This is a genomic window from Bacillus sp. Xin1, from assembly GCF_013314535.1.
In the GTDB taxonomy this organism is placed as follows: Bacteria; Bacillota; Bacilli; order Bacillales; family Bacillaceae_G; genus Bacillus_A.
Genome location: NZ_JABUAE010000002.1, coordinates 169,335 through 192,258 on the forward strand (window position 1 = coordinate 169,335; position 22,924 = coordinate 192,258).

26 protein-coding genes and 1 riboswitch are annotated in these 22,924 nt (G+C 35.1%); of the genes, 21 read left to right on the top strand and 5 right to left on the bottom strand.

What is annotated here, in order from left to right:
- Window positions 1-11 precede the first annotated feature (11 nt).
- The 8 genes from HRG09_RS03960 to cbpA all read left to right on the top strand — a co-directional run bounded on the left by HRG09_RS03960 (window position 12) and on the right by cbpA (window position 8,916).
- Window positions 12-1,013 (top strand): ATP-binding cassette domain-containing protein, encoded by a 1,002-nt coding sequence (locus tag HRG09_RS03960; RefSeq protein ID WP_174099461.1) that lies wholly within the window; start codon window positions 12-14, stop codon window positions 1,011-1,013.
- Window positions 1,014-2,771 (top strand): putative 2-aminoethylphosphonate ABC transporter permease subunit, encoded by a 1,758-nt coding sequence (locus HRG09_RS03965; protein ID WP_174099462.1) that lies wholly within the window; start codon window positions 1,014-1,016, stop codon window positions 2,769-2,771.
- A 17-nt stretch (window positions 2,772-2,788) separates the two neighbouring features.
- Entirely contained in the window at window positions 2,789-3,583 is a 795-nt protein-coding gene (gene phnX, locus HRG09_RS03970; protein WP_174099463.1) for a phosphonoacetaldehyde hydrolase, read from the top strand.
- A 14-nt stretch (window positions 3,584-3,597) separates the two neighbouring features.
- Window positions 3,598-4,695 (top strand): 2-aminoethylphosphonate--pyruvate transaminase, encoded by a 1,098-nt coding sequence (gene phnW, locus HRG09_RS03975; RefSeq protein ID WP_174099464.1) that lies wholly within the window; start codon window positions 3,598-3,600, stop codon window positions 4,693-4,695.
- Window positions 4,692-5,876, top strand: a complete 1,185-nt coding sequence (locus tag HRG09_RS03980) for a saccharopine dehydrogenase family protein (RefSeq protein WP_174099465.1) — start codon at window positions 4,692-4,694, stop codon at window positions 5,874-5,876. The genes phnW and HRG09_RS03980 overlap by 4 nt, the downstream gene beginning before the upstream one ends.
- 97 nt (window positions 5,877-5,973) lie before the next feature.
- Window positions 5,974-6,756, top strand: a complete 783-nt coding sequence (locus tag HRG09_RS03985) for a DeoR/GlpR family DNA-binding transcription regulator (RefSeq protein ID WP_174099466.1) — start codon at window positions 5,974-5,976, stop codon at window positions 6,754-6,756.
- Between the two features lie 783 nt (window positions 6,757-7,539).
- On the top strand, window positions 7,540-8,172 hold the full coding sequence (locus tag HRG09_RS03990) for a class II aldolase/adducin family protein (RefSeq protein WP_174099467.1): 633 nt from the start codon (window positions 7,540-7,542) through the stop codon (window positions 8,170-8,172).
- A 120-nt stretch (window positions 8,173-8,292) separates the two neighbouring features.
- Window positions 8,293-8,916 (top strand): cyclic di-AMP binding protein CbpA, encoded by a 624-nt coding sequence (gene cbpA / locus HRG09_RS03995; protein WP_174099468.1) that lies wholly within the window; start codon window positions 8,293-8,295, stop codon window positions 8,914-8,916.
- Between the two features lie 38 nt (window positions 8,917-8,954).
- Here cbpA and HRG09_RS04000 read toward each other — a convergent pair whose 3' ends face one another.
- On the bottom strand, window positions 8,955-9,722 hold the full coding sequence (locus HRG09_RS04000) for a divergent polysaccharide deacetylase family protein (RefSeq protein ID WP_174099469.1): 768 nt from the start codon (window positions 9,720-9,722) through the stop codon (window positions 8,955-8,957).
- Window positions 9,723-10,293: 571 nt separating this feature from the next.
- On the opposite strand from HRG09_RS04000, the gene HRG09_RS04005 reads away from it, so the two are divergent.
- Complete coding sequence (locus tag HRG09_RS04005; protein WP_174099470.1) at window positions 10,294-10,575, top strand: aspartyl-phosphate phosphatase Spo0E family protein; 282 nt, start codon at window positions 10,294-10,296, stop codon at window positions 10,573-10,575.
- A gap of 29 nt (window positions 10,576-10,604) precedes the next feature.
- On the opposite strand, the gene HRG09_RS04010 is transcribed toward HRG09_RS04005, so the two are convergent.
- A complete protein-coding gene (locus HRG09_RS04010) occupies window positions 10,605-12,158 on the bottom strand; it encodes an ATP-binding protein (RefSeq protein WP_375335744.1) in 1,554 nt (517 codons plus the stop codon).
- A 175-nt stretch (window positions 12,159-12,333) separates the two neighbouring features.
- On the opposite strand from HRG09_RS04010, the gene HRG09_RS04015 reads away from it, so the two are divergent.
- The 4 genes from HRG09_RS04015 to HRG09_RS28725 all read left to right on the top strand — a co-directional run bounded on the left by HRG09_RS04015 (window position 12,334) and on the right by HRG09_RS28725 (window position 15,813).
- The gene (locus tag HRG09_RS04015) at window positions 12,334-12,780 is read left to right on the top strand and encodes a MarR family winged helix-turn-helix transcriptional regulator (protein ID WP_174099472.1); all 447 of its coding nucleotides are present in this window, start codon (window positions 12,334-12,336) and stop codon (window positions 12,778-12,780) included.
- Between the two features lie 313 nt (window positions 12,781-13,093).
- Window positions 13,094-14,788 (top strand): M3 family oligoendopeptidase, encoded by a 1,695-nt coding sequence (locus HRG09_RS04020; protein ID WP_174099473.1) that lies wholly within the window; start codon window positions 13,094-13,096, stop codon window positions 14,786-14,788.
- 138 nt (window positions 14,789-14,926) lie between these two features.
- Window positions 14,927-15,460 carry a DinB family protein gene (locus tag HRG09_RS04025; RefSeq protein ID WP_174099474.1) on the top strand — a complete coding sequence of 178 codons (534 nt, stop codon included), beginning with the start codon at window positions 14,927-14,929 and terminating at the stop codon, window positions 15,458-15,460.
- A gap of 236 nt (window positions 15,461-15,696) precedes the next feature.
- A complete protein-coding gene (locus HRG09_RS28725; RefSeq protein ID WP_000018497.1) occupies window positions 15,697-15,813 on the top strand; it encodes a DUF6254 family protein in 117 nt (38 codons plus the stop codon).
- An 11-nt stretch (window positions 15,814-15,824) separates the two neighbouring features.
- Here the strand turns inward: HRG09_RS28725 and HRG09_RS04030 are convergent, their stop codons facing one another.
- Window positions 15,825-17,033: an ATP-binding protein gene (locus HRG09_RS04030; protein ID WP_174099475.1), complete on the bottom strand. Its 1,209-nt coding sequence runs from the start codon at window positions 17,031-17,033 to the stop codon at window positions 15,825-15,827.
- Between the two features lie 232 nt (window positions 17,034-17,265).
- Window positions 17,266-17,309, top strand: a riboswitch (PreQ1 riboswitch).
- A gap of 93 nt (window positions 17,310-17,402) precedes the next feature.
- Between HRG09_RS04030 and queC the strand changes: the two genes are divergently transcribed.
- From queC to queF, 4 genes are read left to right on the top strand one after another with little or no spacing between them, the layout of a single operon-like run.
- Window positions 17,403-18,065: a 7-cyano-7-deazaguanine synthase QueC gene (queC, locus tag HRG09_RS04035; RefSeq protein ID WP_174099476.1), complete on the top strand. Its 663-nt coding sequence runs from the start codon at window positions 17,403-17,405 to the stop codon at window positions 18,063-18,065.
- On the top strand, window positions 18,065-18,559 hold the full coding sequence (queD, locus tag HRG09_RS04040) for a 6-carboxytetrahydropterin synthase QueD (protein WP_098359797.1): 495 nt from the start codon (window positions 18,065-18,067) through the stop codon (window positions 18,557-18,559). The genes queC and queD overlap by 1 nt, the downstream gene beginning before the upstream one ends.
- Window positions 18,552-19,268 carry a 7-carboxy-7-deazaguanine synthase QueE gene (gene queE, locus HRG09_RS04045; RefSeq protein WP_174099477.1) on the top strand — a complete coding sequence of 239 codons (717 nt, stop codon included), beginning with the start codon at window positions 18,552-18,554 and terminating at the stop codon, window positions 19,266-19,268. Before queD ends, queE begins: the two co-directional genes overlap by 8 nt.
- Window positions 19,269-19,307: 39 nt before the next feature.
- A complete protein-coding gene (gene queF, locus HRG09_RS04050) occupies window positions 19,308-19,805 on the top strand; it encodes a preQ(1) synthase (protein ID WP_174099478.1) in 498 nt (165 codons plus the stop codon).
- 48 nt (window positions 19,806-19,853) lie between these two features.
- On the opposite strand, the gene HRG09_RS04055 is transcribed toward queF, so the two are convergent.
- Complete coding sequence (locus HRG09_RS04055; RefSeq protein ID WP_000683952.1) at window positions 19,854-20,039, bottom strand: YkvS family protein; 186 nt, start codon at window positions 20,037-20,039, stop codon at window positions 19,854-19,856.
- Between the two features lie 232 nt (window positions 20,040-20,271).
- On the opposite strand from HRG09_RS04055, the gene HRG09_RS04060 reads away from it, so the two are divergent.
- Together HRG09_RS04060 and HRG09_RS04065 are read left to right on the top strand one after the other, a co-directional pair.
- A complete protein-coding gene (locus HRG09_RS04060) occupies window positions 20,272-20,430 on the top strand; it encodes a hypothetical protein (protein WP_174099479.1) in 159 nt (52 codons plus the stop codon).
- Window positions 20,431-20,524: 94 nt separating this feature from the next.
- Window positions 20,525-21,127, top strand: coding sequence for a histidine phosphatase family protein (locus HRG09_RS04065; protein WP_174099480.1), 603 nt, complete (start codon window positions 20,525-20,527; stop codon window positions 21,125-21,127).
- Window positions 21,128-21,163: 36 nt separating this feature from the next.
- Here HRG09_RS04065 and HRG09_RS04070 read toward each other — a convergent pair whose 3' ends face one another.
- Complete coding sequence (locus tag HRG09_RS04070) at window positions 21,164-21,742, bottom strand: GNAT family N-acetyltransferase (protein ID WP_174099481.1); 579 nt, start codon at window positions 21,740-21,742, stop codon at window positions 21,164-21,166.
- A 217-nt stretch (window positions 21,743-21,959) separates the two neighbouring features.
- On the opposite strand from HRG09_RS04070, the gene HRG09_RS04075 reads away from it, so the two are divergent.
- Window positions 21,960-22,154: an abortive phage infection protein gene (locus HRG09_RS04075; RefSeq protein WP_174099482.1), complete on the top strand. Its 195-nt coding sequence runs from the start codon at window positions 21,960-21,962 to the stop codon at window positions 22,152-22,154.
- A 28-nt stretch (window positions 22,155-22,182) separates the two neighbouring features.
- Window positions 22,183-22,500: a hypothetical protein gene (locus tag HRG09_RS04080; protein ID WP_174099483.1), complete on the top strand. Its 318-nt coding sequence runs from the start codon at window positions 22,183-22,185 to the stop codon at window positions 22,498-22,500.
- The last annotated feature ends 424 nt before the right edge of the window (window positions 22,501-22,924 follow it).

Below are 22,924 nucleotides of genomic sequence, written 5' to 3' on the forward strand. Positions count from 1 at the left end.
GAGAGAGAAAAATGAGCGAATATTTATCAATTCAACATATTCAAAAACAGTTTGATGCGTTTACAGCGTTAAAAGATATTTCTTTTACAGTACAAAAAAATGAGTTTGTTTGTTTACTTGGGCCAAGTGGCTGTGGTAAAACGACGTTACTTCGTATTTTGGCCGGTTTAGAAGAGCCGACAGCAGGGAGTATAGCTGTTCATGGTAAAGATATTACAGCATTGCCACCCGGAAAGCGAAATTTAGGGATGGTGTTTCAATCATATGCGTTATTTCCAAATTTAACAGCACTTGAAAATATTGAATATGGATTGAAAACGAAGCGGTATTCCAAAGCGGAAGTAAAAGAGAAAGCGATAGAAGCATTAGAGCTTGTTGATTTGTTGAATGTGAAAGATAAATATCCTGCTCAAATGTCTGGGGGACAACAGCAGCGAGTTGCACTTGCGCGTGCGCGTGCGCTGTCTCCTGATATTTTATTGCTGGATGAGCCACTTTCGGCACTTGATGCAAAAGTGCGTGAGAAATTACGTAGAGAAATGCGTGAGTTACAAGAAAAAGTAGGAGTTACAACCATTATGGTGACGCATGATCAAGAAGAGGCATTAACGATGGCTGATAAAATTGTTGTCATGAATCATGCGGAGATTATGCAGATTGGAACACCAGAGGAGATTTATCAAAAGCCAGCGAATCCGTTTGTTGCAGATTTTATTGGTTCTATAAATTTCTTTTCGGAGAATGACAGGAAACAAGCAATTCGTCCAGAACACGTAATGATTGTACAAAATAATGGAATGAAAACAGTTGTAGAAAATATGGAGTTTCGTGGATCTGTATATCGAACGGAAGTACGTGTAGTAGAAGAGAAGACACATCTATATAATGAGCGAATTGTTGTGGATATATTAGCATCGGTGGCAGAGCAAAATTGTATTCGAAAAGGAAAACCACTTCAAATTTCATTTTCAGAAAATCATATGCTGTCATATGGAAAGAAGGTTGTTGTATAGATGGAAATGTTAGAAAACTATAAAACAGAAGTTTCTAGAAAAACAATTAAGAGAAGTATTGGGAAAGAAGAGTGGATACAAAGGTTGTTAGTTGTCAGTATGCTTCTTGCATTTCTTGTCATGCTTGTATTGCCACTACTGCAACTGTTTACACAAGCTTTCTATGATAAAGACGGTGCTTTCGTTGGTGTTGCAAACTTTAGCAAATATTTTACAACACCAACCCTTGTTCAGTCGTTGCAGAATACTGTATGGATTTCAGGACTTACGACCATTATTTCAGTTACATTAGCGTTCGCTTATGCATACGCAATTGCGCGTACGAATGTTTTTGGTAAACGCCTGTTTCAGTATATAGCACTATTACCGTTATTTGCACCAACGATGATGCACGGTATTGCACTTACATACTTATTTGGTAATCAAGGATTAGTAACAAAGGGGCTATTTGGTCTATTTGAAGGATTACACATTCCGTTGTATGGACCTGTTGGAATTACAATTGCTGAAGTTATTTATACGTTTCCACAAGCATTTCTTATTTTGTTAATCGCTTTTCAAGGTTCAGATTATCGTTTATATGAAGCATCCAATATGCTAGGGGCAGGAAAGGTAAAACAATTTTTCACCGTTACATTACCGGGTGTGAAATATGGACTAATTAGCGCGATGTTTGTTGTGTTTACACTTAGTTTTACTGACTTTGGGGCGCCAAAAATCGTAGGCGGTCAATATAATGTGCTTGCAACGGATGTATACAAACAAGTAATCGGCCAACAAAATATGCCAATGGGTGCGACGGTCGGAATGATTTTGTTAATCCCAGCTATATTTGCATTTGCAGTAGACCGAATTACCCAAAGAAAACAAGCGAATTTTTTATCTTCAAAAGCAGTGCCATATCGAATTTCTACTAATAAAAAAAGAGATATGATTTCGTTCATATATTGCACTATCATTACACTTATGATCATTCTTTTATTTGTTGCAGTTGGTGTTGCAGCAAGTGTAAAAGTATGGCCATATAATATGACATTTACACTCGAACACTTCAACTTCTCAAGTTTAACGGGAGATGGAATTGAAGCCTTTAAAAATAGTGTCATTGTTTCAGCGGTTACAGCGGTTATTGGAGCAATTCTAACATTTGCGTTTGCATATGCGATTGAAAAAATTCAGCAGTTAGCATTCTTTAGAAAAGTGGGATATTTCTTCTCGATTGTACCGCTCGCTATTCCTGGATTAGTACTTGGACTAGGCTATGTCTTTTTCTTTAGTCAACCGACCATTCAATTTTTGGGCTGGGAAGTAACAAATCCGTTTCATCCTTTGTATGGTACGATTGCGGTTCTTGTGCTTGTGAATATCATTCACTTCTATTCTGTAACCTTTGTTACAGCAACAACTGCGCTAAAGAAACTAGATCGAGAGTTTGAGCTTGTTTCACAATCAATGGGAATCCCATTTTATAAAACATTCTTTCGGGTAACGGTACCGATGTGCTTACCAGCAATTTTGGAAATGGTGATGTACTATTTTGTGAATTCAATGGTAACTGTATCGGCGGTCGTTTTCTTATATGCAGCTGATTTTAAGTTAGCAGCTGTTTCAATTGTGAATATGGATGACGCCGGAAACGTTGCACCTGCAGCAGCAATGAGTGTGCTTATTGTTGTAACGAATATTGTAGTTAGAGTCTTATATGAATGGGGAACGAAAGCGATTCGTAATCGAACATCATTATGGCAAAAAAGATAAGAAGGGTGATGGGTAGGATGAAAATTGAAGCGGTTATTTTTGATTGGGCTGGTACGACAGTTGATTATGGATGTTTTGCACCATTAGAAGTGTTTATGGAAATCTTTCATAAACGCGGTGTTGTCATCACAGTCGAAGAAGCACGTAAACCAATGGGATTACTGAAAATTGATCATGTTCGCGCATTAACAGAAATGCCTAGTATTAGAGAAGAATGGAAGCGAGTTTTTGGACAATTACCAACAGAGGCAGATATACAGGAAATGTATGAAGAGTTTGAAGAAATTCTTTTTTCTATCCTACCGCGATATGCAACGCCGATTCGCGGAGTGAAAGATGTGATTGCACATTTACGTAACCAAGGTATTAAAATTGGTTCCACAACAGGTTATACAAGCGAAATGATGGATATTGTTGCAAAAGAAGCAAAAGAGCAAGGGTATGAGCCAGATTTTCTTGTCACACCAGATGATGTTCCGGCTGGGCGACCATATCCATGGATGTGTTATAAAAATGCAATGCATCTAGGTGTATATCCGATGAATCATATGTTAAAGGTTGGAGACACAGTTTCAGATATGAAAGAAGGAAAAAATGCGGGGATGTGGACTGTCGGTGTCATCCTTGGTAGTAGTGAGCTTGGCTTAACAGAAGAGGAAGTTGAAAAGATGGATCCAGTAGAACTCCGGGAAAAAATGGAAGTGGTCCGTAAGCGTTTTGTAGATAATGGGGCTCATTTTACGATTGAAACAATGCAAGAATTACCGAAAGTAATTGAAAATATTGAAAAAGAAGAACTTATTATTTCATAAAAGGGGTAGGAGTCATGAATAACAATCATTATTTACTATTAACGCCAGGTCCATTAACGACAACAAAAACTGTAAAAGAAGTTATGCTATACGATTGGTGCACATGGGACACTGAATATAACATAATGGTACAAGAAGTGCGAAGCCGCCTTGTAGCATTAGCGACAAAGGACGAAGAACGTTATACAACAGTTTTAATGCAAGGGAGCGGTACTTTTTCTGTTGAATCAGTGATCGGTTCGGTTATTCCGAAAGAAGGAAAACTTCTTGTCTGTACGAATGGCGCGTATGGAAAGCGAATCGTACAAATGGCAGAGATGTTACACATTGATGTTGTTGTGAGCCAAACAGAAGAATGGGAGCCTACAAATCTCGTAGAAATAGAAGATTTGTTGCAAAAAGATCAAGAAATTACGCACGTTGTTGTTGTACATTGTGAAACAACAACAGGAATTATTAATCCAATCGCCGATGTATGTAACTTAGGGAAACAGTACGGAAAAGTTACGATTGTTGATGCAATGAGTAGTTTTGGTGGCATTGAAATGGACGTTTCAGATTTGCAAATTGATTTTATGATTAGTAGTGCAAATAAATGTATTCAAGGTGTTCCAGGGTTTGGATTTGTGATTGCAAAGCGTGATGAATTAGAAAAATGTAAAGGACAAGCTCGTTCGTTATCATTAGACCTTTATGATCAATGGGAAACGATGGAAGTGCAAAATGGAAAATGGCGCTTTACATCACCAACGCATATTGTACGTGCTTTTTACCAAGCATTGCTTGAGCTAGAAGAAGAGGGCGGGGTTAAAGCTAGAAATGCTCGCTATCGTAATAACCAACAAGTATTAGTAAAGAGAATGAGAGAGGTTGGTTTTCAGTCGTTAGTAGGTGAAAAATATCAATCTCCTATTATTACATCTTTTATTTACCCGGAAGAAAGTTTTCAATTTAATAGATTGTATAATGAGCTCAAACAGCGCGGTTTTGTGATTTATCCAGGGAAAATTTCGAAAGTGGATACGTTCCGAATTGGAAATATTGGAGATGTGCACGAAGATGATATTCACCGATTAGTAGATAGTATTGCAAAAGGAGCTGTTATAGGATGAAAGTATTTTGTTTAGGTGGAGCCGGGAAAATTTGTCGCGAAGCAATTTTAGATTTAGTTCAATTTTCATCTTTTGAAACGATTACGGTTGCAGATTTTAATGAAGAAGAAGGCCGAAAAGTAGTAGAGTGGTTAGATGATCCACGTGTTGATTTTGTACGAGTAGACGTTACAAATCATGAAGATACCGTAGCAAAAATGAAAGGTTATGACATTGTCATGGATGGTACAACGATTAAGCTAAATGGATTATCTACGCGTTGTATTGCGGAGGCTGGGTGCCATGGTGTGAATTTAAATGGATTTGGCGAGGAAAATGAGTCGCATGATGTATTTGTTCAAAATGGAAAAACTTGTTTGCCGGGATTTGGTATGACGCCAGGTGTGACACAAATGATGGCGATGTATGCAGCGAATCAGTTAGATTCAGTAGAGTCAGTACGAGTAAGTCATGGATCCTATCGTCCGATTGCATTCTCAGCTTCGATTACAGAAACAACAACGTATGAATATGATCCGAAATTGCCGACGCGCACAGTATTTGAAAACGGTGAATTCAAACAAGTACCTCCGTTTGCACGCCCAAGGGAAATTGAATTACCTGAACCATATGGTAAAGCGGTTCAGTATATTATCCCTCACTCTGAAACAATCACGCTAGCTAAAGCGTTAAAAAATAAAGGAGTACAGCTTATTGAAACACGCGGAACTTGGCCGCAGCAAAATATGAAGCTTGTTCGTGCTCTATACGATTACGGTATATTACGTAACGATACAATTGAAGTGAATGGTAAAGGGATTGGTATTATGGATTGTATTTCAAACTATTTGCTGCAATCGAAAGAAGGACAAGAAACAGCGGTATACGGATATGCACTTCATGTTGAAGTGATTGGGGAAAAAAATGGTCAAAAAGTGCAGCATGTTTTATATCATACGCATCCTACTTCAGACGGATCTGTCGAAGGATGGGAGAACCTGCGAGCTTATACAAGAAATGTAGGAATTCCATTTGGAATTGCAACGGAGTTAATTGCAAAAGGGGAAGTGAAAGAAAGCGGTGTTGTAACACCTGAAGAAGCTTTTCAAAATCCAAAAATCATTTTTGATGAGTTAGAAAAACGAGGCATTCATATCCATGAAGAAGTGTGTGTCTTAGAAGAAAACTATGATTTTGTATAAGCAAAACTTTTATTAACCTATCCCCATATAAATCCCATCTCAAAATCTTGAGATGGGATTAGGTTGCCTATATAAGCGAGATAAATGAGGTGAAGTAATGTCTGTTGTTGGAGAAGAAAGAAAGCGTAGCATTCTTGAAAAAGTAGAGTTTAAGGGAAAAGTGAAAGTTTCAGAGTTAGCAAGTGAGTTTTCAGTATCAACAGAAACCATTCGCAGATATTTAGAAGAGCTTGATCGGGAAAAGAAGTTGAAGAAAGTATATGGGGGAGCGGTTCAACTTCCGGGAGCGGGTATAGAGCCCCCTATGTTAGAAAGAGAAATGCTATATATTGAAGAAAAGAAAAGAATCGGCTATAAAGCAGCAACTTTTGTAGAAGATGGCGATGTAATTGTTATCGATGATGGAAGTACACCGCTGCAAATGGTTCCTTATCTTGTTCATCGGAAAAACTTAACTGTTGTGACGAGTTCATTTCCTGTTGCAACCCAATTAATTTCTTCTATAAATAAAAAGATGTTTGATGGGGAAGTATTGTTTATTGGAGGAAAAGTGTCTCCAAAACACTGTCGTGTATCAGGATCTATTTCACAGCAAGTCATTCGTCAGTTTCATTTTCATAAGGCATTTATTTCAATTGATGGATTGTTACCTAGCTTTGGGATCTCGAGTTTTGAATTGGAAAAAGCTAAGTTATCAGAAGCAATGATTCAATTAGCGGAAAAAACATTTGTTTTATGCGATCATACAAAGCTTGGGCTAAAAGGAAATTATCGAATTGCCGGTTTGTCTAATATTGAGCACGTTATTTGTGATAAAAAAATGCCGCATAGTTTTGAAGAATTCATTACAAAAAATAATATTCGCTGGACGATTAGTTAAATATATGTTTCTTGTCCTAGTGAAGAACTGATATAAAACCATTTCTTTTAGGTGGAAGAGAGGATCCGCTCATGGCTAGAAACGGTCAGTGCCTTTTTTAGCCTCACCCTATGTGAAAACAGAAGAAGAAAATGAGCGGAAATCTTTTTTTGTTTTCATGACCGCGATTTATATGTTGGAAAATTCAAATAAAGATATGGTGATGAATAATCGATAACCGCCCTTCTTTTTAGTTGAGAGAGAAGCCGACCATGCATAGAATCGGTCAGATCTTTTTTAATCCTATGTCGGGTGAAAACAAGTAGAGGTCACCTTTTCTGCTTCATAGTAGCGACTGATATGCTGGATAATCAAAATGAATGTATATGGTGATGCGAGAGGGTTTAAAAAGTTTTGTATCGGTGCAAAAAAAGTGGACACATTTTTCGGTTTCTTTCATATAATTTACCAATAGAAAAAAAGTTTCCTGGAGGAAAGAAGGGGAAGAAGTGTCGGAACGCTTATATAATAAATTTATATTGTATGCGAATATATTACAAAAGCTCGGCATTATTAATGAACGAGAAAAGAGTGAAATGCTTCAAATGATGAACAAAAAGGCTCTGTGAAAGAGTCTTTTTGCCGTGTAACATTTGCCTAAATTTCAAGTGGATGCAGAAATCGTATTGACAAAAAGGGATTCTCATGTGATAATTCAATTAAATTTTTAGAATAATCAAAAAATATTTCTTTTACATAGAAATGGTGAAATCATTATAGTGATATTCTCATGGGGGTGACGAAATGTTATTTTTTTTAAAGAAATGGCAAGAGTTGAGAGATATAAAGATGGAATTAGCTCTTCGTGATTGGTTTTATGGTACAAAAATTAGTCTATCTATGCGTACATCGCAAGAACCATTAACATTTTTAGTAAATATTGAAGGAAGAGACAAAGGGCTATTTGCAGAAGAGGATTTTATTGTAGTAAATAGTATGTGTGAGCCTGTATTTGAAAATGATGAAAAACCTGCATCTGAGTCGTTTATGCATGCTGATATTTATAAAAAAGGAAACGCAGATTGTATTTTGCAAGTTCAAACTGTAGATAGTCATTTAATGTCAGAGTTATATGGAAAAGAAGGGAAAGTTACATTTGAAAAACGTACTGTAGAACGTGTTTTTGGAAATGAAGGTATTACAGAGATTACAATTCCAATTGTAGAAAATGAAAAGAAGTTTGCTGATTTATTAGAGAACCATGTTCCTAATTTTATAGAAGGTGGCGGAGCTGTACTTGTTCATAATTATGGAATGCTTGTATGGGGAAGGACGCCGGAAGAGACGAAAAAATGGTTAGAGGGGTTAGAGTATTTAATGAATTATCATGTGAAATTATTGATGATTAAAGGGACTAAGAGTTCTTCAGTTATATAGAGTCATGCATTACGTGCAAACTAACAAATGAAAGCGTTTTAAAAAAGTGATTTCACTCATAAAATATGGGTCTCCTTATTATATATAGATTACATGTCGTCATGTGAGGAGGAACGTATTTTGCGAGTTAAATATCATTTTCTGCCGAAACAACAGGTAACATTTTGTAAGGGTAATGATTCGGGGGAACAGGCGTTAAAAATGATGAATGAGAAGGGATATAGAGCGATTCCTGTGCTTGCAGAAGATGAGAAGAAATTTAAAGGAATCATTTATAAAGTAGATATTTTAGAACGGAAATGTAATGAGGGATTAGACGATATATATGTAAAAGATATTGTGGAAAATAAATCTGCATTTATTTTTGAAAAGGATTCATTTTTTCGAGCTTTTTATGTAATTAGGCGTCTTCCATTTTTAGCTGTACTGAATGAGTATAATGAATTTGTTGGGATTTTAACACATTCTAATATATTTGATGTCATTGAAGATTCGTTTGGGATGCAAACAGGTGGCTATATAATAACGATTGCAACGCAAGATTGTAAGGGAACAATTAAGGAGTTAGGAACGTTGCTTAAGTCTTATCATATTGGTGGATTATTTACACTAGACAATGGTGATCGATATATGCGTCGTGTTATTGTAAATCTTACAGATGAATTGGATGAAAAAGCATTAGAAACCTTAATTGCAAAAATCGAGAAAAAAGGATTTCGCGTTAGTCATGTAGATTATATATAAGGACAGTATAGAAATAGAGAACAGCATATAGCTGCTCTCTATTTTTGTTTGGAAACAGGTGGTGGCGAGAGGACAAGATCGGATAAAAAAATAAAATCTGCATGTTCACGTACTTTAGGAATGTTGGACTCAATAACACGAGAAGTAATTTCCCCAGGAGGGCCGACATGACCAATTGCTACTACGACAGGTTTTTCTTTAATTCTTTGCAAGAGTACCTGTGCTTGCTTTGTAATATGAGATGGTGTATAAACATCGTCAAAGAATAATTGATTTTCTACAATAGGAACGCCTAATTCTTTTCCGATTTTCGGTACTACACTATTAGGATTTGTTTTACTATCTAAATAAAATAGCCCGTGTTTTTTACATACCGATAGTATGATGCGCATAATTCTTTCATCAGCTGTTACTTTAGAGCCCATATGATTGTTCATTCCAATTGCATGTGGGACTTCTTGGATCGCTTGTTCAATTCGATTTTCAATTTCATGATCACTTAAATCAGTCGTAATAGCTTTAGGGCCAAGCCATTCTTTCTTTCCTTTAATAGGCTCCATTGGCATATGAATAATGACTTCATGGCCTTTTTCATGCGCAGCTATAGCGTCTTGTTTTGTCGATGGAAGAAAGGGCATAACGGCTACAGTAAGTGGAATGGGAAGGGATAGCATTCTCTCTGTTCCCTTCATATCATTTCCAAAGTCATCGATTACAATGGCGACTTTATTTGTATGAGCATACGTTTGAAGAGGGAAAATGCCAATAAATAATGCAATGAAAAAAATAACGATATGTTTCCGCATATAAGAAGTTCCTTTCTGATTGAATAATGGGATATAAATGACGCCCCATTAAAGTTCTGGTTAGTGAACCAAATTAGATATGTAACCCATGTGCGTTAACAGAAAAAGCCTTCACCAATCGGGATTTTACGGGCAGGTGATCCCTACTTATCTTCCTCATTTCTCTCTGAATCTTGAGGTGGTGGTCTTACTGCCCATTCATGCGAGATAAAATAGGGTACACTACTTTATTTGTGAAGATGGAAATGCAAATCTGTAATTATGATTTGCGTTTTTCACATAAATTAAACGAGAAAAATGTCGAAGTAATGTAAATAAAAAATTTGAAAAGTGGAGTTTATTTGTCGTTTACAAAAAATAACATAAAAAAAATGTCTATTATTGCGAATGTATTTACAAAGATAGAATAATTTGTAATAATTCTCAAAGTGAGGATAAAGATTTGTAAATTACAGGAGGAAAATGTTAAAAATTCTGAGTATTCCAATTCAAGTGGAGTATACATGTACAGTTTGAATGTATAGGGTGAAAATGAAGGAAAGAGTATGGAAGAATAATGAGGGGGATATGGATGTTTACAGCAAAACGGAAGTACACAATGGAAAAGCTTTCGCGTGATATTCATATGAAACGTGAAGAAATGATTCATTTAGGTTTAACAAATGGATTAAACAGTACAGAAACAATTCAAGTGAGTCAAGAGTTGGACAAGCTTATTTTACAGTATCAACGTTATAAAGAACAACAAACACCAAGATGGTTCACATTTATGAAGATACCTTTTTTTCAAATAGAATATGAAGGGAAATCAAGTGCTTTTTGGAAAATGTTTGTGACTGCTTTTATGAAATAAACATAATTACCCTCCGTAGAGAAGGATAATTATGCGTGATCTAATGGAAGTTTTATATGGACAGTGGTTCCTGTATTCTCTTTACTATCAATCACAATTTGTCCATCATACATTTCTATAATTCGTTTGCATATGACAAGGCCAAGACCTGTTCCGGTATCTTTATTGGTAAAGAACGGATGAAAGAGGTGTTTTTGAATATGCTTTGGAATGCCTTTTCCTGTGTCAACAATGTGTAATTGCGCGTGTTCTTTGTTACTGGTTACCTGAATTGTTAATGTATCACCAGATGACATAGCTTCAATTGCGTTTTTTGTAATATTTAAAACCACTTGTTTCATATGATCTTTTGAACACCGGATATGAACAGGATGGTCTGGTAACTGCAAGGTAAATATAATATTATACAAATGTGCTTCCGATTGAATAATTATTGCTACCTCTTTAATAATATCTCTTATATCATACATTTTTTCAATAATCGCTGTTGGTTTTCCGAGAATAAGGAATTCGCTAACAATTTCATTAATACGCTCTATTTCTTGTTCAATAACAGAAAAATAAAATTGGTCTTGCTTTTGTGTATTTTTTTCTTTTAACAGTGTTACGAGACCTTTAATTCCGGTAAGTGGATTCCGGATTTCGTGAGCTGTACTAGCTGCAAAAGTACCAACTAATTCGATTTTTTGTATTTCATTTTGTTGTCTCTCCAATTTTGTTTGTCGTTTCAGTAAAACATATTGAACAAGTAGAAATAAAATCGTCATTAAAAATAAAGTAACGAGACATTCTACCAGAACTGTTTGGTATAAAGTTGTTTTATGAATAGGTAATGGAGAAACGGAAACTTGCCAGTTTAATTTTTGTAATGGAGTAGAAATTTTGTTTGTATGTTGCCCAATCGGTTCTTTATTATCATCTGTTAAAAAGACTACATCATGCTGATCTGTTACTTCAAAGTGATATTGGGGTTTAATAGCATTTAGAGCAGATGATATATAATCAAAGCGTAAACTGGCCAACAATAAGCCAGAAATTTGTTTGTTTTTTGTAAAAATGGGTGTGGCAATCACAATGGCTTGGTGCCCAAGAACTCGATCTATAATGACAGATGATACAGTTGTTTTTTTTGATTTAAAGGCTTCTACTATATAGTCCCGATCTAAAACATGAACTGGCGATGTTAAGCCTTGTGATGATATAGTGATTAAACCATTTTTATTTGTATAATACAATCCGGAAAAATGCTCACTTTTTTCATCGGTATCGTGTAATATTTGTTGAATTCTGTTTGTATTTTCTGATTCTGTATTTACCACCATAGCAAGCATTTCTAAAGCGGAAATAGCTTCACCAATATGATGATCTAAATAGTCTCTATATAAAAATAAAACAGTGTGAGCAGCTAGTTTGTTTTCCTTTTGCATCTGGTATGTATGATAGGAATAGAAAAGTGCACCGATTCCTAACGTTGGTAATATAGCAAGCAATATATATAAAGTTACGCTCCGTAATCTCCCGTTCAAGGTTGCTACTCCTTCTTTTTTATTATCATTATATATAAACTGTGTTAAAATTGTCATGCTTTTATTTAATATGTAATTGTTAGTATATTTTTAGTATGAGGAAAGAGTAAAACTGAGAAGTGATTGAGCAATCGCTCGGAGACACAGGTGAACCATTAGCGGTTATGGATAACCTTTTTATTCGGTAGGTTGTCTCGAATCCTTGTGAATTTAAGTGAAGGGTTGAAATCTTATGAAATTGAATGATGAACGAGAAGGTATTTCTCAATCTTTAAAAGTTTTTATTGCACTATCGCGTGTGCACCGCTTTGTTATGGAGACTACAAATAAATCAATACAAAGTAATGGGCTGAATCCAACTGAGTTTGCTGTGTTAGAATTGCTATATCATAAAGGCGGTCAGCCACTTCAACAAATTGGAGAGCGTATTTTAATTGCAAGTGGAAGTATTACGTATGTTGTTGATAAGTTAGAAAAAAAGGGGCTTGTAAAACGAATTCCATGCCCAAATGATCGTCGTGTTATATATGCACAGTTAACAGAAGAAGGAGAGACCTTCATCGCTACTATTTTTCCAAATCATGAAAAAATTATACATGATTCCTTTGAAATGTTAACAAAAGAGGAGAAAAATGAACTGTTATCTTTACTTAAAAAAGTCGGAAAGTATGAAAAATGATATATACATAAATATAAATTGAAAAACCTTTCTTTTTTTGATGGGAGATAGGGTCCGGCAGTAATATGTTAAAAAATCAAAATGAATTTATATAACATGTGTAAAAAGCTTTCGATGTAAAATAATCAAAGGCTTTTTTGTTTATCCTGCTATTTGCGAGAGTGACACCCTTACTCGAAAATTCATTGAAAGAAGGGAATATAGGTAAAGGAATGGTATAGCTTCTGACGAATTTTGCTGAAGAATAAAAGGAGATTCAGAAAAGGAAATGGAATTATAGTAATGGTACATATAATTGAGAGGAGGCGCATTCATGTCATTTCAGAACTATGAATATAAACGCCCGAATATAGAGGAGCTACAAGGAAAATTTACTGCAGCTTTAGAACAATTTGAGAATGTAAAGACGATAGAAGAGCAAAAGCAAGTCATTGGTGGAATTAATGAAATTCGCAATGATTTTGGCACGATGGGAAATATTTGTTACATTCGCCATTCTATTGATACAACAGATTTATTTTATAAGGAAGAACAAGATTTCTTTGATGAATATTCTCCTATTGTACAAGGCTATACAACGAAATATTATAAAGCATTGATGAATTCTCCATTTCGTGAGGAGTTAGAAGCTTATTATGGGAAGCAGTTATTTGCTTTAGCAGAATGTGATTTAAAAACATATTCAGATGAAATTGTAAAAGATTTGCAATTGGAAAATAAATTATCTTCCCAATATACACAACTTTTAGCGGCTGCTAAAATTGACTTTGAAGGTGAAGAAAGAACATTATCACAGCTTGGACCTTTTATGCAACATAAGGATAGAGATATGCGTAAAAAGGCAAGTGAAGCTTATTACGGCTTTTTAGCAGAGCATGAAGAAGAGTTAGACCGTATTTACGATGACCTTGTAAAAGTAAGAACGAAAATTGCTACAACGCTTGGTTTTCAAAACTTTGTTGAACTTGGATATGCAAGAATGTACCGCACAGATTATAATGCGGAAATGGTGGCAAATTATCGTAAACAAGTATTAGATTACATCGTTCCAGTTGCAACAGAATTACGAAATAGACAAAAAGCGCGTATCGGTGTAGAAAAATTAGCTTACTATGATGAGAGCTTTGAATATGCAACAGGTAATCCGACTCCAAAAGGAGATGCAGAGTGGATTATTAATCACGGAAAGACGATGTATAAAGAATTATCAAAAGAAACCGATGAATTCTTTAATTTTATGTTAGAGAATGAATTATTAGATTTAGTTGCGAAAAAAGGAAAAGCTGGCGGCGGTTATTGTACATATATTGAAAATTATAAAGCGCCGTTTATTTTCTCAAACTTTAATGGAACATCAGGGGATATTGATGTGTTAACACATGAGGCGGGACATGCGTTTCAAGTATATGAGAGCCGCAAGTTTGAAATTCCAGAGTATAATTGGCCAACATATGAAGCGTGTGAAATTCATTCTATGAGTATGGAATTTTTCACATGGCCATGGATGAAATTGTTCTTTGAGGAAGATGCGGATAAATATTATTTCTCTCATTTAAGTTCAGCACTTCTATTTTTACCATACGGTGTATCTGTTGATGAATATCAACATTATGTATATGAAAATCCAGAAGCATCTCCAGAAGAGCGTAAAACAGCGTGGCGTAATATTGAAAGAAAGTACTTACCGCACCGAGATTATGAAGATAATGACTATTTAGAACGTGGTGGTTTCTGGCAACGCCAAGGCCATATTTATAGTTCTCCTTTCTATTATATTGATTATACATTGGCTCAAATTTGTGCACTGCAATTTTGGAAGCGAGCAAGAGATAATAGGCAAGAAGCGTGGGAAGACTATGTGAATCTTTGCCAACAAGGAGGAAGTAAGTCTTTCCTAGATTTAGTAGAGGTAGCAAATTTAACATCCCCATTTGCTAATGGATGCGTGCAAGGGGTAATTAATGAGATTCAAGCATGGTTACATGCAGTAGATGACACAAAATTGTAAAAATGATACGTAGTTTTTACGTATTTTGTAATCGACACATTTATAAAATAATGAGATAATATAAGAAAATTCAGATTTTTAAAGAGGTGTTTCTAAACTAGAAGCGCCTCTTTTTACCAAAAAAGAGGGGGGAAAATTATGCTTCAATCTAATATGAATGTTAGTTTGGAAACTTTGCTGCAATCGTTACAATCTACAAGAAATACATTATTATCAGAAATTGAGATGTTAAATGATACGGAAGTGAATGTAAAGCCGCGCCGTGATAAATGGAGTATCATTCAAATTTTGCATCACCTGCACCTAGTTGAACAATCTGTTACATCAGCTCTTGTGTATGCCTTGCAAAAAAAAGAAAGAAAAGTAGTACCGCTCAAAGATCTCCAACTTACCCTTGATCGAACATACAAACGAGAAGCTCCTCAACAAATGCAACCAACGGACACATTAATGAAAAAACAACAAGGAATTCAATTACTCGAACATTCACGAGCAGAATTATTGCATACGCTGCATAGTATTATAGATGAAAGAGAATTGTTTGAAAATTCTTTGAAACACCCTGTGTTTCATGAACTCAATTTATATCAATGGATTCAATTCCTTGATTTACATGAACAGCGCCATCTTACACAGTTAAAAGAAGCAAAATATGCGATTTTGCAAAGATAAAGAAAAATTCTTATGTATATGGGAACTATACGTAATAAATAAAAGAAGCGAGTTAGTAGTTATCTCGCTTCTTTTATTTTATCCAGCTATTCGTGAGAAGTAAGCTCCTACTTGAATATTTAGAGAAAACTAAGAGAGCTAGGTGATGGAAGTTTCACTTTATATGCTGGATGAATGCATATTTTTATCTCTTATTTTGGAATAATACATAGAGAGTATATGAAGGAGTTGAAAGCATGTCACACAAGAAAAAAGAGCAAGAGCGTAGTTGGAAAGCACGAAAAGAAAATCAAAAACCGCATGGGAAAGTAAAGACTTTTGCTGAACTTGTTGATGAAACAGAAAAAACGTGATGAAATCTTCATCACGTTTTTTGTATGAGTGGAAAGGTTAATAGGAAGGTTGTACCAATATCCTTTTCACTTGTAATATCAATTTTTCCATCCATTGCTTTGATGACGCTGAATACGACCATCATTCCAAGCCCGGTTCCTTTCTCTTTTGTAGAATAGAATGGAGAGCCAAGGCGCTTTACTTGTTCTGTGTCCATACCGATCCCATTATCTTTTATATACAATTGAATATGCTTATGATCAGGAACTAGTGTGAGGATAAGATCGCCACCTTTAGGCATGGCTTCAATACAGTTTTTTAGAATATTTAGTAAACATTGATTAAATTTTTGCTTTTCGCCCGTAATAAAAAAAGAGCTACTTTGTTTTATGTAATGTATGCGAACATTGGATAAATTAGCTAATGGCGTAATAAGAGATAGTGCATGAAGTAATTCATCTTCTAGTTGTAATCTTTGTTCTTTCTCAATACTTGGTTTTGCAAATGTTAAATAATCTGTGAGAACGTGATTTGCTTGTTCAATCCCATGTATAGCTATTTCTGTGTATAATTTTCGATCTTTTTCAGAGCACTTTTCAGATTGTAAAAGTTGTAAAAAACCTTTTGTTGAAGTCAATGGATTACGAATTTCATGGGAAATGGAAGCAGCCATTTCTCCAATAAGATGAAATTTCTCAGCGTTAATAAGTTCTTCCTGTAAACGAACTTGCAATCGAAGTATGTTCAATAAATAAAGAATAAGAATTGTACCTATTATTGTACATAGTTGATACGCAATAATATGAGGAAGATAGTCTTCAGCATTAGACACTTTGATAAGGAAAGCAGGAACCCAAACGAGTCCATATGTAAGACTATATAAAATGGCAAGTATAAGTTTTATATGATTAGACCCTTTATTGAAAAATTTGTATGTAGAAAGTAAAACGATATATAAGAGAATCGAGCCAATGGCGGATGGAATGACTCCTATTCCTCCTAATAAGAAACGGTATACGTTTAATATAACTAAAATAGATCCACCGGCAATAGGCCCTCCTGTTAATGTACCAACAATTAATACAATATGACGCATATCAAATTGAAAACCAGTATTCGTTTTTGCTGCAAAAAAAATGCAAAGTATTGTGGTAATACTACAGAATAATATGAATATAGATGAGTTTAGTTTAGGCGAATGCTTGCCTTTTTGATTCCAAAACAGGTGATACACTAGCATGATAACGAGAATCAATAATATGTTTAAAAAGAGATGAATGATAAAGAGCTTCAGTTTTATGCCTCCTCGCTATTCTCGCATGTATAGTATTAATTAAGTACAATCATACTATTAAAATACAAGAAAATGAATCTGAATTTCGTTTAAAAAAAGAAAAATCAGAAATTTTCCGAGAGAGAGACAGTATGTTACAATGTGTGTTGTCAATGAAAGAAGAAATTCCATGTATAACATGGGAGAGGTTCGCGAACTCCCTCTATAAAAAACTATGGAAACAACAATATCCTTAGGTATTGTTTTGTTTTTTTATTGTGACAGTTCAAGAACGTTCTTTCTTCTTATTCGTAGTAGAGAAGGAGAATGAGTAAGATGAAAAAAGAAAAAGCAGTTGTCGTTTTTAGTGGTGGACAAGATAGTACCACATGTTTATTTTGGGCGATGCAGCAGTTTGCAGAAGTGGAAGCAGTGACGTTTAATTATAATCAACGTCATAAGTTAGAAATTGATTGTGCGGCTGATATTGCGAAAGAGCTAGGAATTAAACATACAGTACTTGATATGAGCTTATTAAATCAACTTGCTCCAAATGCGTTAACAAGAACGGATATGGAGATTACACATGAAGAAGGTGAATTGCCATCGACATTTGTAGATGGACGAAATTTACTGTTCTTATCATTTGCAGCTGTGCTAGCAAAACAAGTTGGAGCACGTCATATTGTAACGGGCGTATGTGAAACAGATTTTAGCGGTTATCCTGATTGCCGTGATGTATTTGTGAAATCGTTAAACGTTACTTTAAATTTATCTATGGATTATCCTTTTGTTATTCATACACCACTTATGTGGATTGATAAAGCAGAAACATGGAAATTGTCAGATGAACTTGGCGCATTCCAGTTTGTTAGAGAAAAAACATTAACATGTTATAACGGAATCATTGGTGATGGTTGCGGTGAATGTCCAGCTTGTAAACTGCGTAAAGCAGGTTTAGATACGTATCTACAAGAACGTGAAGGAGCGAATGCATAATGGAACAGAATTTTTTTGGATTTCGCATCGTAGAAAATTTGCAAAAAATGGACAAGGACATTCAGCGTGAACAACTGAAATATCATAATAAACGAGTGATGGTAAGTAAGGAATTTACATTCGATGCAGCGCATCACCTGCACTGTTATGAAGGAAAATGTAAAAATTTACATGGTCACACATACAAAGTTGTTTTTGGAATTAGTGGATATGTGAATGAGATTGGACTTGCCATTGACTTTGGAGATATAAAAGAAATTTGGAAAAATGAAATAGAAATTTATTTAGATCATCGCTATTTAAATGAGACGTTACCAGCGATGAATACAACGGCTGAAAATATGGTCGTTTGGATTTATGAAAAGATGGAAGAAGCGCTAAAAAAAGAAAATCGTGCGAATGAATATAAAGGAGCACGTGTGGAATTTGTACGTCTATTTGAAACGCCAACAAGTTATGCGGAAGTTAGACGGGAGTGGATGATCGGTGAGTAAAATTCCCGTTCTAGAAATTTTTGGTCCTACCATTCAAGGTGAAGGAATGGTTGTTGGACAAAAGACGATGTTCATCCGTACAGCAGGTTGTGACTATAGTTGCGCATGGTGCGATTCATCCTTTACATGGGATGGATCAGCGAAAGAACAAATTCGGCAAATGACTCCAGAAGAGATATGGAGTGAACTCGTTGAAATTGGTGGTGAAAACTTTTCACATGTAACAATTTCAGGTGGGAATCCAGTATTATTGAAAAATTTAGAAGGGTTTCTGTCTTTATTAGAAGAAAAGCAAATTCGCACCGCTATTGAAACGCAAGGGAGCAAGTGGCAGGAATGGTTACTTCGTATCGATGAAGTAACGATTTCACCGAAGCCACCAAGCTCACAGATGAAAACAGATTTTAGCATGTTAGATTCTGTTATTGAAAGATTAGCTGGAAAAGATTTTAGTTTAAAAGTTGTCGTGTTTGATGATCACGATTTTGAATATGCGATAAAGGTGCATGAGCGTTATCCGCATGTACCATTTTTCCTACAAGTTGGAAATGATGATACAAAAACAGTGGATGATACGATGCTTATTCGGAATTTATTGCAAAAATATGAATGGCTCATCGAAAAAGCTGTCCAGTGTAAAGAGATGAACGATGCAAAAGTATTACCTCAGCTCCATGCGTTAGTATGGGGGAATAAGCGAGGCGTATAAGGAACTATTACGAATTGAATTTGAAGGGATGTATAAAGAATGGCAGGAAGATTAGACGAAGGTTTAAAAGATGTAACGTTACTTGGAAATCAAAATACAAAATATTTATTTGAATATAGTCCGGAAATTTTAGAGACATTTGATAATAATCATCCAAATCGTGATTATTTTGTAAAATTTAACTGTCCTGAATTTACAAGTTTATGCCCAAAAACAGGACAACCAGATTTTGCAACGATTTATATTAGTTATATTCCAGAGCAAAAAATGGTTGAAAGTAAATCATTAAAGCTATATTTATTTAGTTTCCGTAATCATGGAGATTTTCATGAAGATTGTATGAATGTGATTATGAACGACTTAATTAAATTAATGGACCCACGTTATATTGAAGTGTGGGGGAAATTTACACCACGTGGTGGTATCTCAATTGATCCATATTGTAACTATGGTCGCCCTGGCACGAAATATGAGCAGATGGCTGAATATCGTATGATGAATCACGATTTATACCCTGAAACAATTGATAATCGTTAATGAAAAAAGGATCTGTATGTAAGATACAGATCCTTTTTCTCTATTATATTATGCATGTTGATTAATAACGGTATAGTTTTTGTGATTTACAACTGTAAGAGGTTCCATATCTAGTTCTCTAAAATTCTCCATAATTGTTATATCGACAATAACGGAGTTTTTATTTACTTTTTGAACACGACCTTGCATTCCACCTTTAAATTCGATAATATCTCCAGTTTCTGCGATTTTCATAAGCAACTCTCCTTGTTACAGTTTTGCCAAAAAAGAACAAGTGCGTTCTTTTTTTATTTCCCTTTATTTTGAACTATATTCCCCTGTTTGTAAATGTTTCCATGATAAAATTTCAAAAAATAGTCATTTTTTTGTAAGATATGTATAAAATATTTTTCTGTTTTTGAAGAGAGAATAGATAAAAAGTGCTTATATCAGTATATAGGGGTATAATAAAATAGGGGCGGTAAAAATGTTATTTGAGATTATTGGAAGCTTTATAATGATTCTTTTATTCTTATTTTCATATAAACAATTAAAAATAATTCGTAGCCATGAAACAGGGACATATTTTGATGGGTTAGATGGTGTGCATGCTTTTGTCACTCATGAGAGCGGGGCGGATATGTAAGGAAGTATGACTTTCTCTTTCTCCATGGTATGATGGCAATAAGAAACAGTGCATAATAATATAGGTGATGAGCGGTGAATGGAGAGTGAAGAAGATGCGAATTTCTTTTATTCGTCACGGTCGCTTAAACAATGTTACAGAATCAATGACAGCATCATCGTTTCGCGAATGGATGGAGCGCTACGATTTAGAAGGCATGGAAGAAAGTGAGAACATACCAATTGAGACAATTGAAGCAATTGAATCGGCGAAGCTTATTGTAACGAGTGATCAAAAACGTGCGGTACAGTCAGCAGCAGAATTAACAGGTGCTCTTTCTTTTATTCAAAGTGCTCTATTTCGAGAGGCGGAAGTGCCATCTAGCTTTCTTGTTCCAAAATGGGTGAAGTGTAAACCAGAAGCATGGATGTTTATCGGACGCGCATTATGGACGATTGGATATTCTAAAGATGTTGAGTCCTACCGAGAAGCAGGGAAGAGAGCGAAGCAAGCAGCTGATACGTTAATTGGTTATGCTCTTATACATGGTCGCATTGCACTCGTAGGTCATAGTTATTTTAATACGATGATTGGAGCCGAGTTACGTGCAAGAGGTTGGTTTGGACCTCCTATCTTTCATAGAAAGCTGTGGGGGTGTACAGAATACACGTTTCATGAAGCGATGAATGGAAATATACTGAACACCAATTTAACATAAAAGCACACGATTACAATGAAGAATCGTGTGCTTTTTTTAAGAAACGAAAGCTTTTTTATAGAGTGGTTTCACTAAATGAGCATATGGCTCTCCGACAAGCATAACCGTTTTATCCTCTCGGTAGCCAAGCTTTTTATATAAAGAGAAAGCTCGCTTATTTTCTAAATTTACAAGTAATGCAATTTTCTCATAGCCTTTTTCATAGGCGTCATTTTCTGCTGCTTGAATCAATTTTGAACCGATCCCTCGTCCACCATAGGCACTTGAAACGGATAATGTGTCAATATAGTATTCATCGAGTTCAGCTTCTTTTTCTAGCGTAATAGATGAATCTTGATGAATTTTTCGTAAGTGTTTTACAATGGGAGTATCTAGTTGTTTTGCGTGACTGCCATGATAGGCGACGATGATTCCAATTGCTTGTCCATCTTGCTCTTCAACGAAACAGTTCTCAAAGCTAAGTCGATTTCCTTTTTTTGAAAACCAAGTTTCAAGCCCTGTCAAGACTTCTGTTTCGGTTTTCCCACCTGTGATTTTTTCAGCAATTTCATGCAGAGCGTTATACAATAAAGGAGCTATTGCTTTCGCATCTGTCTTTTTTGCTTTCCGAATCATATTATCCCTCCTAGTTGTCATTCTTATTGTAACATAAAATAAAGTTTCAACCAGTGATTCATCAATTTCTTACATTTTATAAGATAATCTTCCATATCGAATGGATTCAGTATGGGTGAACCGTTATGGTAGTATATGATATTTGCTGTGAATGTAAGAAATTAAACATTGTCGACTTGTGGAAGATAGGATAAAATATTGCAGAGAGGTGAAATGCATGGATAAACAATTAGCAAATACAATTTTAGATCAACTGAAAAATGGAGAGATAAAAGAGTATGTTGTAACTAAGGATGTATTTTATACGTTTCGTGAGGTTGTAGTAAATCGAGAAGATTTTAAACATTTCAGTGGGAATGCACAACGCGGCGGGGAAATTATTTATACATATACAAAAACACCGCGTTCTTAATAGATCGAAGGAAAAGGAGAGGAGAATGATGGGGGAATTTAAACAAGGTATTTTACCGCATTGGGACTACATGTGGAAAGATGGTGCGGGGAATCGGCTTGTAGGAATGGTTATGTTTCCAGAGAAACGCAAACGTACGAAAGAAGTTATAGAAAAATTGAAAGTAGCATATGAGCAAGAAACCCAAATTCGAGCAACTGTGAAATTTCAACATATGAATCAATATGTAGATGGCATGGTTGTATATTTTGATGAAGAAGCGCCAGTGTTTACAATGCAAGATAAAGACGAGAATTTTCATCATTTATTTATAAAAGATATTTTACGTATTGAACATTGCGAATGAGTTTACGATCTTTTTAAATTTCTCATCACACTACCGAATAAAGTGGTGTGCCATCATAAGCGTCCTTTTCATTATAGTGATATTTGTTATTGTGTAACAAAAAAGAAAGTATATGTATTCGATATAATAAATGTTTCATCCATAAGAGAGAGAATGTCTTACTTGTATGATCTAAATAATGTGTAACCGGTTTCGAACAGATTACAGCTTAAAGTCTGTTCTTTTTTGTGTGATGCTGGAGAAAGAAGTTTCTCCAGCATTTATCGTTTTTTTTATAAAAAATATTGGTAACATTTTTGTGAAAATGGTTAAATTCGTTGACAACTTTTTTGAAAAGCACTTTATTGACATGAGTTTTAGAATGTTGTTTCATAGTCTTTGTATTGAAAAAAACGACATGTTATGTCGAAAAGTAAAAGTTAAA

Bases quoted from the DNA above. Each gene is read 5' to 3' on its own strand.
- HRG09_RS03960 (WP_174099461.1), top strand. From the start codon at position 12: ATGAGCGAATATTTATCAATTCAACATATTCAAAAACAGTTTGATGCG.
- HRG09_RS04030 (WP_174099475.1), bottom strand. From the start codon at position 17,033: ATGCTAGTGTATCACCTGTTTTGGAATCAAAAAGGCAAGCATTCGCCT.
- HRG09_RS04000 (WP_174099469.1), bottom strand. From the start codon at position 9,722: ATGCGGAAACATATCGTTATTTTTTTCATTGCATTATTTATTGGCATT.
- HRG09_RS03965 (WP_174099462.1), top strand. From the start codon at position 1,014: ATGGAAATGTTAGAAAACTATAAAACAGAAGTTTCTAGAAAAACAATT.
- HRG09_RS03980 (WP_174099465.1), top strand. From the start codon at position 4,692: ATGAAAGTATTTTGTTTAGGTGGAGCCGGGAAAATTTGTCGCGAAGCA.
- HRG09_RS28725 (WP_000018497.1), top strand. From the start codon at position 15,697: ATGTCACACAAGAAAAAAGAGCAAGAGCGTAGTTGGAAAGCACGAAAA.
- HRG09_RS04005 (WP_174099470.1), top strand. From the start codon at position 10,294: ATGTTTACAGCAAAACGGAAGTACACAATGGAAAAGCTTTCGCGTGAT.
- HRG09_RS04075 (WP_174099482.1), top strand. From the start codon at position 21,960: ATGGATAAACAATTAGCAAATACAATTTTAGATCAACTGAAAAATGGA.
- HRG09_RS04060 (WP_174099479.1), top strand. From the start codon at position 20,272: ATGTTATTTGAGATTATTGGAAGCTTTATAATGATTCTTTTATTCTTA.
- HRG09_RS04015 (WP_174099472.1), top strand. From the start codon at position 12,334: ATGAAATTGAATGATGAACGAGAAGGTATTTCTCAATCTTTAAAAGTT.
- phnX (WP_174099463.1), top strand. From the start codon at position 2,789: ATGAAAATTGAAGCGGTTATTTTTGATTGGGCTGGTACGACAGTTGAT.
- HRG09_RS04010 (WP_375335744.1), bottom strand. From the start codon at position 12,158: ATGACAATTTTAACACAGTTTATATATAATGATAATAAAAAAGAAGGA.
- HRG09_RS04070 (WP_174099481.1), bottom strand. From the start codon at position 21,742: ATGATTCGGAAAGCAAAAAAGACAGATGCGAAAGCAATAGCTCCTTTA.
- HRG09_RS04065 (WP_174099480.1), top strand. From the start codon at position 20,525: ATGCGAATTTCTTTTATTCGTCACGGTCGCTTAAACAATGTTACAGAA.
- HRG09_RS04020 (WP_174099473.1), top strand. From the start codon at position 13,094: ATGTCATTTCAGAACTATGAATATAAACGCCCGAATATAGAGGAGCTA.
- HRG09_RS03990 (WP_174099467.1), top strand. From the start codon at position 7,540: ATGTTATTTTTTTTAAAGAAATGGCAAGAGTTGAGAGATATAAAGATG.
- HRG09_RS04025 (WP_174099474.1), top strand. From the start codon at position 14,927: ATGCTTCAATCTAATATGAATGTTAGTTTGGAAACTTTGCTGCAATCG.
- phnW (WP_174099464.1), top strand. From the start codon at position 3,598: ATGAATAACAATCATTATTTACTATTAACGCCAGGTCCATTAACGACA.
- queC (WP_174099476.1), top strand. From the start codon at position 17,403: ATGAAAAAAGAAAAAGCAGTTGTCGTTTTTAGTGGTGGACAAGATAGT.
- HRG09_RS04055 (WP_000683952.1), bottom strand. From the start codon at position 20,039: ATGAAAATCGCAGAAACTGGAGATATTATCGAATTTAAAGGTGGAATG.
- queF (WP_174099478.1), top strand. From the start codon at position 19,308: ATGGCAGGAAGATTAGACGAAGGTTTAAAAGATGTAACGTTACTTGGA.
- HRG09_RS04080 (WP_174099483.1), top strand. From the start codon at position 22,183: ATGGGGGAATTTAAACAAGGTATTTTACCGCATTGGGACTACATGTGG.
- HRG09_RS03985 (WP_174099466.1), top strand. From the start codon at position 5,974: ATGTCTGTTGTTGGAGAAGAAAGAAAGCGTAGCATTCTTGAAAAAGTA.
- queD (WP_098359797.1), top strand. From the start codon at position 18,065: ATGGAACAGAATTTTTTTGGATTTCGCATCGTAGAAAATTTGCAAAAA.